Annotated in this window: 18 protein-coding genes and 1 pseudogene; 8 read left to right on the top strand and 11 right to left on the bottom strand. The window is 37.3% G+C overall.

Annotated elements, in window-relative coordinates:
• On the bottom strand, nucleotides 1–120 hold a 120-nt coding region (locus OQY15_RS21210), incomplete at its 3' end, for a transposase (RefSeq protein WP_265794057.1).
• Nucleotides 121–212: 92 nt separating this feature from the next.
• Here OQY15_RS21210 and OQY15_RS21205 point away from each other — a divergent pair.
• Both OQY15_RS21205 and OQY15_RS21200 read left to right on the top strand, forming a co-directional pair.
• A complete protein-coding gene (locus OQY15_RS21205) occupies nucleotides 213–428 on the top strand; it encodes a hypothetical protein (RefSeq protein WP_265794050.1) in 216 nt (71 codons plus the stop codon).
• Nucleotides 429–733: 305 nt separating this feature from the next.
• Nucleotides 734–928 (top strand): hypothetical protein, encoded by a 195-nt coding sequence (locus OQY15_RS21200; protein ID WP_265794049.1) that lies wholly within the window; start codon nucleotides 734–736, stop codon nucleotides 926–928.
• Nucleotides 929–968: 40 nt separating this feature from the next.
• Here the strand turns inward: OQY15_RS21200 and OQY15_RS21195 are convergent, their stop codons facing one another.
• Nucleotides 969–2,501, bottom strand: coding sequence for an Ig-like domain-containing protein (locus tag OQY15_RS21195; RefSeq protein WP_265794048.1), 1,533 nt, complete (start codon nucleotides 2,499–2,501; stop codon nucleotides 969–971).
• A 519-nt stretch (nucleotides 2,502–3,020) separates the two neighbouring features.
• Between OQY15_RS21195 and OQY15_RS21190 the strand changes: the two genes are divergently transcribed.
• From OQY15_RS21190 to OQY15_RS21180, 3 genes are all read left to right on the top strand, one after another.
• A complete protein-coding gene (locus OQY15_RS21190) occupies nucleotides 3,021–3,677 on the top strand; it encodes a hypothetical protein (protein WP_265794047.1) in 657 nt (218 codons plus the stop codon).
• Between the two features lie 95 nt (nucleotides 3,678–3,772).
• Entirely contained in the window at nucleotides 3,773–4,078 is a 306-nt protein-coding gene (locus OQY15_RS21185; protein WP_265794046.1) for a hypothetical protein, read from the top strand.
• A complete protein-coding gene (locus OQY15_RS21180; protein ID WP_265794045.1) occupies nucleotides 4,075–4,434 on the top strand; it encodes a hypothetical protein in 360 nt (119 codons plus the stop codon). Before OQY15_RS21185 ends, OQY15_RS21180 begins: the two co-directional genes overlap by 4 nt.
• Nucleotides 4,435–4,471: 37 nt before the next feature.
• On the opposite strand, the gene OQY15_RS21175 is transcribed toward OQY15_RS21180, so the two are convergent.
• The 9 genes and pseudogenes from OQY15_RS21175 to OQY15_RS21135 all read right to left on the bottom strand — a co-directional run bounded on the left by OQY15_RS21175 (nucleotide 4,472) and on the right by OQY15_RS21135 (nucleotide 13,434).
• Nucleotides 4,472–4,585, bottom strand: coding sequence for a winged helix-turn-helix transcriptional regulator (locus OQY15_RS21175; protein WP_265794043.1), 114 nt, complete (start codon nucleotides 4,583–4,585; stop codon nucleotides 4,472–4,474).
• 481 nt (nucleotides 4,586–5,066) lie between these two features.
• On the bottom strand, nucleotides 5,067–6,119 hold the full coding sequence (locus OQY15_RS21170; protein ID WP_265794041.1) for a macro domain-containing protein: 1,053 nt from the start codon (nucleotides 6,117–6,119) through the stop codon (nucleotides 5,067–5,069).
• Nucleotides 6,119–6,553 (bottom strand): annotated as a pseudogene (locus tag OQY15_RS21165) (DUF4433 domain-containing protein); the annotation flags it as partial. The gene OQY15_RS21170 and the pseudogene OQY15_RS21165, both read right to left, overlap by 1 nt.
• A gap of 392 nt (nucleotides 6,554–6,945) precedes the next feature.
• Complete coding sequence (locus tag OQY15_RS21160) at nucleotides 6,946–8,118, bottom strand: alpha/beta fold hydrolase (protein WP_265794038.1); 1,173 nt, start codon at nucleotides 8,116–8,118, stop codon at nucleotides 6,946–6,948.
• A 565-nt stretch (nucleotides 8,119–8,683) separates the two neighbouring features.
• Nucleotides 8,684–9,664 (bottom strand): aldo/keto reductase, encoded by a 981-nt coding sequence (locus OQY15_RS21155; protein ID WP_265794036.1) that lies wholly within the window; start codon nucleotides 9,662–9,664, stop codon nucleotides 8,684–8,686.
• An 8-nt stretch (nucleotides 9,665–9,672) separates the two neighbouring features.
• Nucleotides 9,673–10,518, bottom strand: a complete 846-nt coding sequence (locus OQY15_RS21150; RefSeq protein WP_265794035.1) for an aldo/keto reductase — start codon at nucleotides 10,516–10,518, stop codon at nucleotides 9,673–9,675.
• 63 nt (nucleotides 10,519–10,581) lie between these two features.
• Entirely contained in the window at nucleotides 10,582–11,382 is an 801-nt protein-coding gene (locus tag OQY15_RS21145; protein WP_265794034.1) for an antibiotic biosynthesis monooxygenase, read from the bottom strand.
• A 43-nt stretch (nucleotides 11,383–11,425) separates the two neighbouring features.
• A complete protein-coding gene (locus tag OQY15_RS21140) occupies nucleotides 11,426–12,001 on the bottom strand; it encodes a TetR/AcrR family transcriptional regulator (protein WP_265794033.1) in 576 nt (191 codons plus the stop codon).
• A gap of 596 nt (nucleotides 12,002–12,597) precedes the next feature.
• Nucleotides 12,598–13,434 (bottom strand): transporter, encoded by an 837-nt coding sequence (locus OQY15_RS21135; RefSeq protein ID WP_265794032.1) that lies wholly within the window; start codon nucleotides 13,432–13,434, stop codon nucleotides 12,598–12,600.
• 308 nt (nucleotides 13,435–13,742) lie between these two features.
• On the opposite strand from OQY15_RS21135, the gene OQY15_RS21130 reads away from it, so the two are divergent.
• The 3 genes from OQY15_RS21130 to OQY15_RS21120 all read left to right on the top strand — a co-directional run bounded on the left by OQY15_RS21130 (nucleotide 13,743) and on the right by OQY15_RS21120 (nucleotide 16,077).
• Entirely contained in the window at nucleotides 13,743–14,318 is a 576-nt protein-coding gene (locus tag OQY15_RS21130) for an RNA polymerase sigma factor (RefSeq protein WP_265794030.1), read from the top strand.
• A gap of 493 nt (nucleotides 14,319–14,811) precedes the next feature.
• Nucleotides 14,812–15,576 (top strand): SDR family oxidoreductase, encoded by a 765-nt coding sequence (locus tag OQY15_RS21125; protein ID WP_265794028.1) that lies wholly within the window; start codon nucleotides 14,812–14,814, stop codon nucleotides 15,574–15,576.
• Between the two features lie 54 nt (nucleotides 15,577–15,630).
• Entirely contained in the window at nucleotides 15,631–16,077 is a 447-nt protein-coding gene (locus OQY15_RS21120) for an ester cyclase (protein ID WP_265794026.1), read from the top strand.
• The last annotated feature ends 49 nt before the right edge of the window (nucleotides 16,078–16,126 follow it).

Raw genomic sequence — 16,126 nt, 5'->3', positions numbered from 1 at the left:
ATTATAAAATGTCGCTTGGTGTATGCCCAAATCACGGCAGATATCTGCCACCTTTTTACCAGACTCTTGTTCCTTGATTGCTGCCACGATCTGGCTTTCACTGATTACCAACTTTTTCATCTTCCTGTTTTAAAGTTACGAATTTTCGCCTTATATACAGTCCGATTTTTAGGAGGGGTTACATCCATTCTCTTGATCACATCTATTGAAAGATGAGTAAAAAATTTGTTAATCCAATGACTACCTTTATTGTTGGAATGTATGGAATCTCCGCTACGGATGCATCAACTATAATATGGCGTGGACTATCAAAAACACAGGCCTATGCTACTTCTGAAACATTTGCTATTCAAGAATCCGGGCAAACGGTTTCTGTACCAAAACTCATCATTGAACAGACGGGAGTAAATTATCTATTATCAAATTAAAGAACATTCAAATGCGATTAAAACAAACACTTTTTCTTCTGATCATTTTATTAGGGTTTCTCAATTCTTATGGACAATTGAAATCGGAAGAGGTTGATAACTTTTATAAAACAGTCTGGAAAAATCTTAGCACTAAAAAGCACTTTAAAGACTCGCTAGCTTTTTTACACTTGTAATTTACAGATCGAGTTAAGCAAAAGCAATAATTATAAACCTTTGATCACCTCAAGTGACACCACTGTATCAAATCAATAGAAAATTTAGAAATTCTCCAGGCTTATAATTTTAAAAAAATGATTGGCAAAATGGAAAAGGTGAAACTGATTTTACCTATTGGTATAGTAATATTAAATTCAAAACACAGGCAAAAACTGATTAAAACCGATGAATTAGATAAGATCATGGAAATGTTCTACCATCCTACAACCAAAGATGATCGCAATATGTTTTTTTATCTGACACCATATTTAGCTTATGATGACAAGATCGAATATAATTGAATCTAATCACTTACTTATGCTTAAACCCTTGGATATAAATTTACAGACTTGAAGTTATTGACGGAGATCTTCTGACACTGATTGTAATAGGTTTGTTTTGCGAGCGATTGTTAGAACTCATAAAGTCATAACTGGTAACTGTACCTATGGCATTCCTCTTTACCTCTGCTGCAGAAATGTATTTAAATCCCTGCAATTCGTATTCAAACTGAACTGTCCATCCAAGCATCAATTGTGACATCTCAAAAGTGCCGCTAGATATAGCAAATGGTCCCAGATCATAAACATATGAACCTGAAGTCAATGGAGGATCTGTCAAATTGTAGGTGTTATTTAAAATTCCATTGACATAAATCTTTAGAGATTTAACAGTTAAGGCAGACGATGTACTATTATAAATTCCTACACTCAGCCTGCTGGTGTTGCCGGCATTCGAAAACTGAAGGTTATTAGGTTTCGCTGCAACTTGCACCAATTTATCAATCGTAGCAACGTTTACTGTGCAGGTTGCCGATACTGCAGCACCATCAGCGGGCACAGCCGTGATTACTGCAGTACCTAAACGTAATCCTGAGATTTTTCCTGTTTGATCTACTGTAGCTACTGAAGTATTAGAACTTTTCCATATGATAGTTTTGTTATCAGCGATAAGTGGAGAGACATTAGCGGTTACTGTTTCAGATGCTCCCGGCAAAAGTCCTACAACCGACTTGTTAAGAACGATATTTGAAACTTTCGTAGGCAATACGGTTAGCTCTGTAGTTGCACTGATAGTACCTGCTTTATTGGACACCTTAATAATAGCAGTCCCAGGTTTTATTGCTCTTGCGACACCAGATACAGTAACAGTTGCCACATTGATGTCTAAACTTGACCATATCAGCTGTTCAGGCTTTGCATTAGCAGGATTGGTGATAGCCACGAATTGAACCTGCCCGTTTACAGCCAGCTGAACATTTTGTTTATCTATGGTTAGACCTGTAATGTCTGGCAAGCTAACAGTAATTTTGCAGGTTGCCGTTGCTGAATTATCCTCAGTAGTCGCAAGGATTGTGGCTTCCCCTACTCCTGCTGCTTCTACATTGCCTGCATTATCTATCTTAACCACTGACACATCTGAAGTTGACCATACAATTTTCTGATTGGTTGTATTTGCTGGCTCAAACGCTACATGTAATTTGTCTTTAGCGCCCACGATTAAGGTTGCAGTAGTTTTATCCAAAGTGATACCTTTTACAACAATTGGTTTCACTACAAGCTTACAGCTTGAACTGACTTTACCATTTTCGTTTTTGACTGTAATGGTAGCCTCACCTAATTTCAAAGCCACGAGCTTACCTACCTTGTTAACCTGTACTATCGTTGAATCTGATGATGACCAGAATAAGGGTGTAGAACTAGCCTCCACTGGCAAAATGGTCGTTGTTAAAGTTTTTGAGTCACCTAATAATAACTCGAGATTAGAATTTGATAAGGTGATGGATTTGATGGATAGATCCACTTGTTCAGTAGAATCTTTTTTGCAGGAAATAAGGACTAAAATAAATGAGAGCGCTAATAATGTTTTTTTCATGAAGTGTACTGCAAGGCAGCTTGAATGGATTGCGTGAGAAATTTAGATGTATACTAGAGTTGTTGTTTTATGCTACAAAGATATAAAGCTTTTAGCTCATTATTTTACGGATTGCCGGAATCAAAGAAACTACCGATGAAAATCCCTATCGGGTATCAATAGTGCAGCAGTGACCTTTGCTTATCTGAGGCGTTTGTTACGGAATACCATTCCCCACAGCCTGCTGGATAAGATATAGATCAAAGATAGCCTGACGGTTTTAATATTTATATGAATTGCTGCCAATAGGCCGGACAAACTGTATTCCACTTCCATTGTCACATGATACCACGTTACGAAGGAGATATGGATAATCCGAGGGGTAGTGTTAGGTACTGTATCCCGGAAAAGGGGAACTACTAAATTCCAAATGTTATCCTGTAATGTAGGATTGATAAAAGGTTTCGTTGGATTAAAATTATTTGAGTAAATTTCAGCTAGGTAGTTGCTAAGTAATCATTTAACCTAAGATTGGAAAAAATGAAAAAGAATTCTTTACAGATGATCATGGGTATTCTTGCCCTCCTATCTCTTTGTAGTGTAACATTAGCTTTAATTCCAGCGTTTATTCCATTCTATGATCTTTCCACGGACAAGGCTGCAAACATTGGTGGTGCGATTGGAGGCATTACTGCTCCCGTTGTAGGACTGTTTTCGGCATATCTGATATACGAAGCGCTGACCGCGCAATTACAGAGTAACAAGGATCAAAGAGTAAAGGCTGATTGCGATATCATATTTCTTCTTTTTACACAACTTGAAAAAGACTATGAATCATTTCACATCAAGCAAAAGCAAGGAGACAAAGAAATTCATTTGTACGGTTATGATGCCCTCGAGGAAAATTCTCACATCTATAAAATAGCAAAGGAAAGTGAAGACAATATCTTCGAGATATTTACAAAGGATATTTCGACAATCAGGCTAATTTATATGATTCGATCCTTTATGCTTATCAGAAATCGCATTATAAAATCCAAATTTTCGGTTGAAACTGAGTCTCTTTTCTTCAGCAAACTGGAGATGTTTTACAGTGCAAAGTTCAAATTTCCAATAAAGCATTTAATTGATGCATTTGGCAATGAAGAAGATCAACGGATGGACGAAATTAGGGCTTTTGAAGAGGCAAATACATAATATCTCTAAGAAATATAATGACCATGCTGCACATCATATTGAACAACCATTGCGTAAATAAGATAAAAAATCTTTCTATAGCACTAATTGCCTCAATGTTATGGAACGCAAATGCTTTAAAAGCTCAAAATTTCGATCACGCTCCTTTATTCGACTTTTTACAGAAAACGGCCGACAGTACAATAATTCTTTCCCATTTGGGGATCATAGATCAGTATCCGGATTATTACCTGGTCAGCAAAACCGGAGATACTGTAAACATGTACACCTACAGGTACAAAAACCTGGTTCAACCATCTCCCTTGGTGATGCTACCCAAAGCCATGAATAAATTGATCTCCCATCGAAACCTGATGATGATGATGAAAGAGCCACCCGATGTTAATGCTTTATTTGATTGAAAGTCGCAGATAAGGAGACAATGGGTAAACTTTGGGAGGAATTATCAAAGGAGAAAATCTGGGAGATAAGAGATGACGTCCTTGATGGTGACGGTTGCCCAAGTATTGGAGATGAAAAGCATCCTAACTATATCTACGATGCTGGTGGACTACAATATAAACTAATAACAAAAGATAAAGTTAAGAATCTGAGATTCTATGCGCCTCATCATTTCGAAAAGTACTGTCCTGGTCGCCCTGGACGCATCTCTGCAATCAAAGTAGAGGAAATAATGAAAGGTTATTTTGTTGCTGCTGCTGAGAAAGAATTTGGAAGATATAAAAAGCTTGCTCCTTTTTTCAGGACTTACGAATGAACTCCTGATTTTTAATCATTAATTGAACACACTTTATCTACCTGCCTTTCATTTCGTTGATCAACCTTGAGCGGTATTGTTTTCCCCATTCATCGATCACTTCAATAATTGGTTTTACTGTTCCGCCATAATCAGTTAAAAAATATTCCACCGCGATAGGTTTAGTATTTAAAATACTGCGTTTAATAAGGCCATTAAGTTCAAGATCTTACAATTCTTTGGAAAGCTCTTTGGCGGCTATACCGTTAATGCTATCCTTTAGCGCCATGAACCGCATAGGTCCACAATTTAACGCGGCATATTGCGTATTTTTTATTTCCTGCTTAATAATTCCGTTGTGTCGCGGATGGCCAAATGATGGGTGTAGATCACTTTAAGAGTGAGATCACCTACCATTTGGGTAATATATTGGATTCGAAACGTGGTGAAAAGAATCTGTAAAGAATGATCCAGAGTTGTTGAGCCAGGAAAAGTCAACTCTGAGAGCAAAGCTATTGTACAGGACAAAGAAATTCTAATTTAACCCTGAAGCCTTGCCCCTGCTGGATGTGCCTTGTCAGGCTATATATAATCTTTAGGAATTGTGATGTGGTGTGGACATAGTTCACTTTACACCTCTTCCCCGGAAAAAATCAAACAAAATTTAATTGATTCCCGTAATTGAGCAGGTGATCCCAGGCAATATCAATGTAGCGATCCTTGAAAAGCTTTCGCTTTCTTTCAGACCATTTCACCGAAATCGCAGCATCAGCCTTACTAATTCCCGGATTCTCCTTTTTAACAAAATCCAATGATGCTAATATTTCTATTGATAGTGCTGACTGAAAACCATTAAGAAGCTTGATTAGCTGCTTGATAATATTCTGTTGATCTGCAGTAAGTTGCTTTTTTACGAATTCAGAAACTTCAGGTAGCTTCGAATATTGTAATTCAAAGGGTTCAAAAGCCTTTAATTCATTTTGCTCAAGCCCTTTGATAAACTTACCATTCATCGCTTGTACCATGTGTTCAACCTGTACACTATAAGGACCATAGTGATGTGCCTGAAATTTTAAGTTTTTAAAATTTCCTTCGCCCAGTCTTTGGAGGAAGTATGCCAGTTTGTTTGCAATAAAAAGGCTAGTGTTTTCACCGAGGGAGTCATAATAAAACATGGCATACAATAAAATTGCCCTGGCGGGAGTTATTTTAACATCCTTATTGAGTTCTTGCTGCTTTAAGATTTGTTTGACCTCGTCATTGGGTTCATACACAATAATATCAACATCCGTCAGACCAGCCAGATGTTTTTCAATCATAGGCTTAACCCTTTCCCATTTTAGTCCGCCATTACCGCAACCCAATGGAGGTATAGCAATACTTTTGATGTCCTTTTCAACAATCACCCTTGCTAACTCTTCTAGCCCATGCTCAATGTAGCTATATTGAGATTTCTTGTACCACTCTGTTTTCGTTGGGAAATTAATGATCGTACGTTCACCCTCCAGGGTAGCGTCATTTACCGTCAGTAATTTGCCGGGCATTAGATTTCCCTTTTTGCATTCCTCAAGATAGATCTTAAAATTCAAAGGGAAGCGCTCCTTGAATTGGCGAGCAATACCTTTCCCCATTACACCAACAGTGTTGACCGTATTAACTAATGCCTGTGTTGATGCATCCAGTAAATTACCTTTAATATATCTCATTAGTAATAATACTTTCCTTTGGGATTAACGTAAATATTCAAATTAAGGTTCAATTCTTCTTCAATTTTTTTCACCTCTGCCTGTCTTTCCGCATCATAAACTACTATATTAGTTATACAAGCTGGCGGGACGAAGTGTTTGACCAGGAATTCAGCTTGTTTTTTTCGCATTTTATCAAGATCATCATCAGTTGAGTGCCAGTAGCGAGCATATGCCAATTCAATGTCAACTTGATCGATATCGTTAATATTATTATAAAACGTAGTAATGGCAGTTTTAGCGTGTCCATCTGTAAAGCACCACTCAGCACACTGATTAACAATATCACTCAAATTACAACAAAGTTACACAATATCTTTCTGAGGACGTTGGGTAATATTTCTTTGGCCGGTTTTAATATTGAGGAGCATAGGAGAAAGTGGACCAAAATAAAAGGGGACACACCTTCTTTAAGAAGTTCCAATTCTGCCACTTTGAATAACATCCTCTGCAAGATTCAAGGAAAATGCCCAACATCATCAAGCCGATCATGGCGATGCCGTTCGTATATTTTTAGCAGATCCGGAAAGTAAATAGAGCTGGCGGCAGCGGATCACCGCCTTTAAAGCGGAACTGGATCAATTGGATATGATAGAAGCATCATATCCGATTCTTAAAAACATGCTAGATAAAAACCGGATCACGGCAGTAGGCCATTCGTTTGATGCACATACTGTTGCCTCTCTTTAGGAGCCGAACCTCTTTTGGCAGACGCAAGTCAGGCCGAAGATTATAAAGATGAGCGCATCAAAGCAGGGATATTATTTAAATCTTATTGACTTAAAAGTTATTCGTTTTGTAGTTCTCTAATCTTTTGAGTGTACTTATCTACTGTAGATTTAGATTGTGCCTTCTTTAAAAATTTGATAGCATTTTGGATATCTCCCTTCTTTCTTTGTATATCTGCCATTAAGTTATACGGCTCATCATCATTCGGATAGATATCTATCAGCTGTCTTGCCAACTCCTCGGCTTCAATAGTTTTTGCGTTACTAAGATAATAGTCCGCAAACTGGTAATATGAATTATAAGGAAGTAAGATATCAGTACCATAAGATTTGATGATATCTCTTTTCTTTGACTTCAAAACATTCAAAGGATCATTACGATGATAAAGTAAAATATCCATTGCTAAACTATCCGAAAAATGCCAGTCATGGTATACAAATGTTAATCCAGAAGGAATACTCATCAGAGGTGTTGTCATATGATTTGCTCCATTTATGAGGTCGAAACGCCAGTTCTTTGATTTTGGTTTCTTTGCCTTGAATAAACTATCTACTTTTAAAGCGCCTAACAAAAAGCCACTGTCCTGAAAGCCATCATCGCCCGTTGAGAAATAATACTTCTGCCTCAAAAATAAACTATCAGGAGTTTGGGCTATAAAATTGTTGATTTTATTGATTACGCGCGACTTGACAACATTATCCTTATTAGGATAATTTAATGCCCCGCTTATGCTAATTACAGATCTGAACGTTCCTGGATAGGTTAACATAGCATTTGTAACAAATTGCCCTCCTAAAGAATGACCTATAAGCGTATAGAAGCCATTTAACCGGTATTTACTACATAAAAGATTAATCAGCTCATTTTTTATAAAATTCAAAAATTGCACAGATGATGCCTCATTTTTTTCAACATTTAGTTCTTTACTTCTATCGTGTTGAAATACACCGACAAAAATTGCCTCGGGAATATCATTTGTCCAGATTAGCCTATCAATTGTTGAGGAAGTATAATTATATAGGGTTTGGTCCTGTGCATCAAATAAAACTATTAGGGGGTACTTTTTATTCACTTTCACATAATCCTTGGGTAATTGAATATAGAAGGTTCGCTCTAAACTCTCAGATTTTGAGTATATTGAGAATTTATTTTTATCATCCAACTTAATCTGTTGGGCCGATAATGTTTGACAGATCCCCAATGAAATTAATAAAGCAAGTATTTTATTCATATCAATTGTTGTTAAATGTTATGAAGATAAAATTAGCCCTGCACAATATATCCTTTTGAAAAATGTGATGAACAGGCTGAAAAATGTGTCGAAATAGACAGATGCTATAAACTTCAATCATATCTTTGAGCATTGCGATATTGGGGCAAGGATAATCAATCCTGATTCTCTCGGTGAAGATCTACCACATAACCGAGATTTTGAGCTATTTCTCTCAATTCCTTAGTAGTACCCCCCAAATGTTATGTCCATCTTCCAGATTAACTTGCTGGACAAATATCCATCCTAAAATAAATCTATTCTTCATCACTCTGTAATGTATTGAATTATTAAAGGGAAACTCAACATTATATAATTCTTTCTGTAATACTATGGCTATAGAATCGTTCATACTACAAAGAAATACCAAAAAATATTAGCAAAACAATAGAAGTCTATATTTTGCTATTACTATTAGTAATAAGTTCAATTATCGTAGAGCCCCCAACCCCTTTCCGGGCTGGGGGCTTGGATGTGGAAAATCAGCACATCACCTGCTCTGATCAAAACATCAAAAATATACTGCCTAACGTTCAATAGAGGACATGTATTTTTCCTCAAGTCGCTCACCTGCTGCTGGTGTAAGAGTATTTAGTCTCTCCATCTGATCCTGGCTAAGTTCAAGAAGATCAGCAGCTGCATTTTCTTCCAAACGGTCCACGCGCTTAGTACCAGGGATCGGAGCAATATTCTCCCCCTGCGCAATTAACCAGGCAAGTGCAACCTGACCTGGTTTAGCATCTACTTCAGCTGCTAAAGCTTCTACCTCGTTAAGAATCTTTAAGTTTTTAATGAAATTCTCACCCATAAATCTTGGATTCGTTTTACGCCAATCATCCACTGCGATCTGGTCAGTAGACCTGATCTGTCCTGTTAGGAAACCACGTCCAAGAGGTGAATACGGAACGAGACCGATACCCAGTTCACGCAAAACCGGCAATATTTCTGTTTCCAGATCACGTACCCATAACGAATATTCACTTTGCAAGGCAGAAATGGGATGTATGGCATGCGCAAGGCGAATAGTTGTTGCTCCTGCTTCAGAAAGCCCTATATGCAAAATCTTTCCTTCCTTTACCAGATCGGCGAGGCAACCGATCACATCTTCAATAGGTATTTTAGGATCAACCCGGTGCTGGTAGTAAAGATCGATATAGTCGGTATTCAAACGCCTGAGTGATCCTTCTACAGCAGAGCGGATATTTGAGGGTTTGCTGTCCATCCCATTTGAACCTCCCTGAGCATGGGAGATCAATCCGAATTTTGTCGCCAGGGCCACCTGTTTCCTTTTGCCTTTAAATGCTTTGCCCACCAGTTCTTCATTGGTATATGGTCCGTACACTTCGGCAGTATCAATCATTGTAATTCCTAAATCTATCGCCCTGTGAAGAGTCCTGATTGATTCCTCTACATTGGTTTTACCCATAGTGTAGTAAGCCGACATACCCATTGCGCCAAGACCAATACGGCCAACCTCAAGGCCTCCAAGTTTAATATGTTTCATCATTTTACAGGTTAAAATGTGAGTTTGGTTAACCACTCCGCGGTTTCTGCATTGCGGTGATCAAAGAAAACGCTTTTACCTTGGTCAAGGGTAGCAATTGCATCGATATCCCCCTGACTTAGTTCAAAATCAAAGACATTAAAATTCTCGATCATTCTCTCTTCACGTACCGATTTTGGGATCACCGCGATGCCTTGCTGAACTAACCACCGTAGGGTAACCTGAGCGACAGATTTTCCATATTTATCACCGATACGGGTGAGAATATCATTGCTGAAGATCTCATTTTTGCCTTCTGCAAATGACGCCCAGGATTGAGTCACGATATTGTTCTTCTTCAATAATTCGTGCTCAGTAGTTCTTTGGTAGAATGGATTGATCTCAATCTGGTTAACAGCTGGTACAATCTCATTATGGGCGATCAGGTCTACTACCCTGTCAGGAAAGAAGTTACTGATTCCAATAGCTCTGATCTTACCTTCTTTGTACAGTTCTTCCATCGCACGCCATGAACCGTAATAATCACCCATAGACTGATGAAGCAAATACAAGTCCAGGTAGTCCAGCTGTAATTCTTTTAAGGATTTTTCAAATGCTATCTTAGTTTTTTCGTATCCAGCATCCTGTACCCAAAGTTTGGTAGTAATAAAGAGTTCTTCTCTGGCCACGCCACTTTTTTTTATGGCCTTACCTACGGCAGATTCGTTCTGATATAAGGATGCGGTGTCTATCAGGCGATAGCCTGCTTTGATAGCAGTAAGTACCGTCTGTTCGCATTTGTTAAGGTCTGGTATCTGGAATACTCCCAGACCTAGGATTGGCATTTCTAAACCGTTGTTTAATTTAATTGTCTGCATAATGATTTGATATGAATTGTGACTTGAATTGATGACGATTGATGGAGTGTTAATTACTCTTCATTATTGCGATATATCTTTAACAATATACCTGGAGTTCATAGGATTGGATAGGAAGAGCTCTTTTAATTCGGCCGTCCATTGCTTAATATGAGCCTTTTCTAATTGTGCGGCATAGTCAGTATGCCTCCCCCAACCCTCGATCAGCACAAATTTATTCGGATCGTCAGCATAGCTGTAAAGGTTGAACTCCAGGTTTCCCCGGGCTTTTCGGGATGAGGAAATGTGACGGGTCATTGCGACAATAAATGTTTCCCTATGATGTGGCTCAATTTCTAACAGCATGATCACAAAATGACTTGTTGCAGTTCGCGGACTAATCTTGGGAGTGATTACAGGTATCTCATCTAGAACTTTAAGTGTTATAGATTTTGCATCAGCTACTAAAGATTGCTGGATAACTGTAATAGCGTTTTTAAAATAATTTTGTTCCTTGTGAAAATCATGGGCCGCCTTATTATCAAAACGTTCAAACCATATGGGTTGCAATTGTCCATCCTTAGGTTGGTACAAACTAAATGAAATATTGTGCTGCTCCTTTCGTGAATTAGCAATATTATTACGCACGGCCCCGACAAATTCATTCCACTTGTCTTTTTTGACTTCTCCGAAAAAGCCTATCTCCTGGAAAGTTTCCTGAGCTGTATTTTCGGTTGTCAGATCAATTGCTGACTTATCTTGTATTTGGTTTTCAGACATATTTACCGTTTTTGATTGCAGCACAATGATTATAGTTATGAATAATAAAATCCCGATTGAACAAGTGGAGACCGCTGCCTCGCTTCTAAATAGTTGCTTTATCATATGTTTAATTAAACCTTACGTTCCACAATAGGGCAAAAAAATTTTACATCCTTATTGTACCCATTAAAATTTCTGTTGTTTGTTTAGTGAGCTTTGCGTCGTTAAATAGAATATGTGTATTGTAAATAGATACGAGTCCAGATACCAGGAAGTGCGCCAGAGCCAATGTATTTTTGTCTGCTGCGAAAGATCCTTCCGCCTGTGCCTGCTTCAGAAGGTTGTCAAAAAGTGCGACTGCCTTCAAAGTTTGCTTTTGCAATATCTCGCTTACTTCTTTGTCGGTTAATGCCAATTCAAAAACAGAATTGGTAAACAGGCAATTGTTATCTTGAAGAGCAGATTCAAAAACAGAATAGATCACGTTCCTGATGGCCTCCAATGGCTCTTCACTTTTTTTAGCAGCTTGGGTATACTGCTTATCTTTCTTTTGAATATAGTTGCTGAGAGACTTCAGGAATAAGTCGTGTTTATTACCATATGCCAGATACAGACTGCTCCTGTTGATCTGCATGGTATCTACCAGATCATTCATCGTGGTTGCATTGTACCCCTTTTTCCAAAAAATATCCCGGGCAGTTTTGAGCTTATCATCGTAATCGAAATCTTTGTTCCTTGGCATATGACAAATGTATTGTATTAAACCTATCGTTTCAATATTATTTTTTATTTTTTTTTGTAAGTGATTTTTTGTTGACATTTATGGTAATACGTAAATAGTACAGCTACTCACTTATTTTACTGCTAAAGGCCTTTGATATTTATAATTGAACTTAAAAGTCAATACTGATTCTATACTCATGAACGAATCTTTACTTCCTGAATAGATTCACAGTGTAATTCGTAATGTGTCTTTCACGATTTTTTAGACGTTCATTTACCAAAAAAGACACAAAATCTTCTGCAGATAACTCTATAACCGAAAGGACTTCAAATACACGATGAACGGGTAGTTTTAAATTCTTTGACAAAAACTCCAAATTTGTTCCATTATAAGGTAACATGCTATGGTGTTTGAAATTTACATGGTGCACAATCATTACTCCGGTTTTAATATACGCGAAACTTGAATAAATTGGTATTGTTTGACTTTTTTACAATAAAGTTAAACTCCTCAAGTATAAATAGGATTAACTAAGATACGGTTTCGTAATATAGCTAATAGTTCTGAAGATTAGATTATCATTTTAGCACAAACACCAACCCAGGTATCATTGGTCATAATCTTATGGAGGTGCCGATAAAATAGTTTTTCTCAGCATCAGATTGCATACCGTAATTAATACCGGCATCAATTTTAAGCCTCTTTGATAGTTCTATCTGCGTTGAGGCATTCAGATAATTTGACCAGTGATGTTTTTTGACATCATACCTATAATAAGTTTCTCCAATGGCATCTACGTGTTTTGATAGACCATGAGTGACGCTCAATGACTGTAAAATCTCTGTGTGCATAAGGTTGACATCATCATCCTTTTTTCTATCAGCTTCAATTTCACTACCCAAATCCCATTGATCCGATAATTTATAATGCATAGGTATGATTACTCCCCCTTCATATCTGCTATCCTCTGTATAGGTTGCAGTTGGAAACTTTACAAATGGCAATATAGCAAGTGCGAAATTTCCACCGTCGTTGCCGATGATATTCTGTTTGATCCTAATATTTATATCTCCTATGCCCTTCGTTTTATCAACATCACCACTCGTAAGTTCTTTCCTGGTTTCAACTACATAACTTTGAAATCCAAACTGAATGGATGTTGAATTGAGCAAACCAATCTTTATGTTGCCTTGGTTAAAATAATAGGTATTTCGATTACTTATCTCACCCTTTTCCTTTTCGAGTCTGAATAAATCAGTTTCAATCTGAATGTGACCGGCATCTACAGTGTAAGGCGTTTCAGTAACATCAGGCCGGTCAGTTTGCATTTCCCGCATCTGAGATTTTGGAACAGGATTGAATAATGAGTATGGCTTTTGACTTTGTCCAAATACAATTACTGGAAAAGTTAATAATAAAAATACGACGGAAGTTTTAAGATTTTTTTTCATTTATTATTAATGACAGATCTGGGTTTATACAGCCTGATTTTTAAAAGATGTTCTTCTGAAAGCACTAACTTTACCTCCACCTGGAAAATAAGTGCAATCAGAAAAATTCTATCTATGGTGATAAGGCTTTGTCTCAGTTCAACTTTGATATCAGCAATTTGAGATAAAGAGTTTTGCTGCGGCATAATATAGTGAGTAATTCCGATATTGTCTCACTTTCTTAATAATTACTATAACAACTTTTAGTTAAAAATCAACCCTGTCAGTCATAAGCCTATCTGTTTTATCAATCCTTAATTTCCATCACAATGATCAAAAACCAAAATACTCAAGAGATGATTTTACTACTGGGTTTGAAGAAAAAAGATGATGATGCCTTTCAAAGCCTCTACCGGGATTACTCTAAATCTTTGCTGGGAATTATTTTAAAAATTATTAAAAATATAGAACAAGCTGAGGATATCCTACAGGATACATTCATTCAAATTTTTAGCAAAATTGATTTTTATGATGAGAACAAATCCAGATTGTTTACCTGGATGGCAAGACTGGCTAGAAATAAATCTTTAGATTATCTAAAAAGCACTGTTGCAAAAAAAAAAATGCAAACGATAACTATATATTGCTTATCGGAGAGTGATATTCACATACGAATCAATTGTTTAGAAACAGATTTAATTGGTATCAAAACTTTATGTGACAATTTGCCTGCCGCTCAAATGCAAGTTATAAATTTACTTTTTTTTAAGGGATATACGCAAAGCGAAGCAGCTATAATTTTGCAGCTTCCACTTGGAACTATTAAATCCAGAAGTAGGAAGGCGCTGATTTGCTTAAGAGATAAGTTTGAGCAAAATATATTCAAGCCAAACTTTCTATATTGATATTAAGAATGTGATCCACTGATTTGTAAATTGGCGTAGGTAACGATTACGATACAACTTTATATTGTAAATAATTCTTCTTCGCTTTAACTTTAGATTTGAATATAAACAACTATTTATCTGCATGTTAAATGCATAGTTTTTTCAATATTAATCATAATTATTGTCCCTTGCATATCGTATTATGGATAGAATCAATTCCTGATGGCTCGCAATGTTATTTAGCATTGCAAATCTGGTATTCGCTCCGGTTTAAGACACTAACGCTATCCTGTTTTGAAAAATAATATAATTCAGCCCAAAGTATAATATATAGCTTAAAAGCAGTCAATCGTATTGGATGTTATAGGCAATTCGACTTTGCTACAAGCATTTTCAGAAATACAAAATTACAAGTCATTATCACCGGTTTTGGATACGAAATACCCGGTTTCTGCTAAATTCTATTTTGCCCTCCAACATACTTTTGCTTCATATAAAAATTAAATAAAGTATGTCATTACAAAACAAAATTGCAGTTGTTACTGGTGGTAGTCGCGGTCTCGGGAAAGATATGGTACTTAGTCTTGCCAAAAATGGATTGGATATAGTTTTCACCTACAACAGTCAAAAAGAATCTGCCGATGCAGTAATTGAACAAATTGAGGCTCTAGGGCAAAAAGGAATTGCTTTGCAGCTTGATGTAGCGGATCTTTCTACATTCGATGTGTTTACGAAAAGGTTAACCAGCGAATTGCTTTCTCATTTTAATACTGATCGGTTTGATTTCCTGATTAATAATGCAGGCTTCATCCATTACAGTGACTTTGAGACCATTTCTGAAGCTCAGTTCACAGAAATGGAAAATGTGCACCTGAAAGGACCATTTTTTCTTACTCAAAAACTTATGCCCTACATTAATTCTTTCGGGGGTATTGTAAATGTATCCTCTGGCCTCACTCGCTTCGCCACCCCGGGTTTTGCAGCTTATGCTGCATTAAAAGGAGCTGTAGAGACCTTAACAAAGTATCAGGCCAAAGAGCTTGGGAAGCGAAACATCAGGGCTAATGTAGTTGCACCGGGTGCCATTGAAACTGATATTATGGGCGGTGCTGTTCGTGATAATGCAGAAATGAATCAACATTTGGCATCGCAGACAGCCTTAGGAAGAGTAGGCCTGCCGGAAGATGTAGGTGGTGTTGTGGCTTTCTTATGCAGTGATGCTGCAGGCTGGATCAATGCCCAGCGCATCGAAATCTCTGGTGGAGCGAATCTCTAATGCAAAACCATCGTACCACGTTAAAAATTAAGATTGGATCAAAAATTAAGAAAAATGAATAACATAAAAGACGAAATGGTCAGGGGCCTAACTAACACAGAAATAGATACTATCAGGAAATTTTACGGCGCTTTCAAAATGAAGCAACCTGAGATACTTGATGAAATTTGTGTAGCAGACTGGAAAGATATTCCTTTGGCCCCCGGCCAGGAAGATAATCCTAAAGGACTACAGGAGATTATGAGATATCTTTTCGAAGTATGTCCTGATATAGAAGTAGTTATCCACGACATTTTTGGCACCCATGAGCGGGCCGCGGTAAGAGCTTCAATGGAGTTTACCCACGTTAATGAAATTATGGGAATACCGCCAACTCATCAAAAAGTGTCAGTATCATTGCATGAATTTCATTATTTAAAGGATGGAAAGCTTACCCATACCTGGCATTTAGAGGATTGGTATGGACTCCTAATGAAATCAAAAGCATCTAATACACAATAGTGTTACATCATCGTTTTTCAAACTGCTCTACCTGTAATAGGAAGATATT

This window comes from Pedobacter sp. MC2016-15 (genome assembly GCF_026239695.1).
Taxonomy (GTDB): Bacteria; Bacteroidota; Bacteroidia; order Sphingobacteriales; family Sphingobacteriaceae; genus Pedobacter.
The sequence above is the reverse complement of the archived record's forward strand: the minus strand, read 5'-3'. Positions and strand labels throughout refer to the sequence as shown.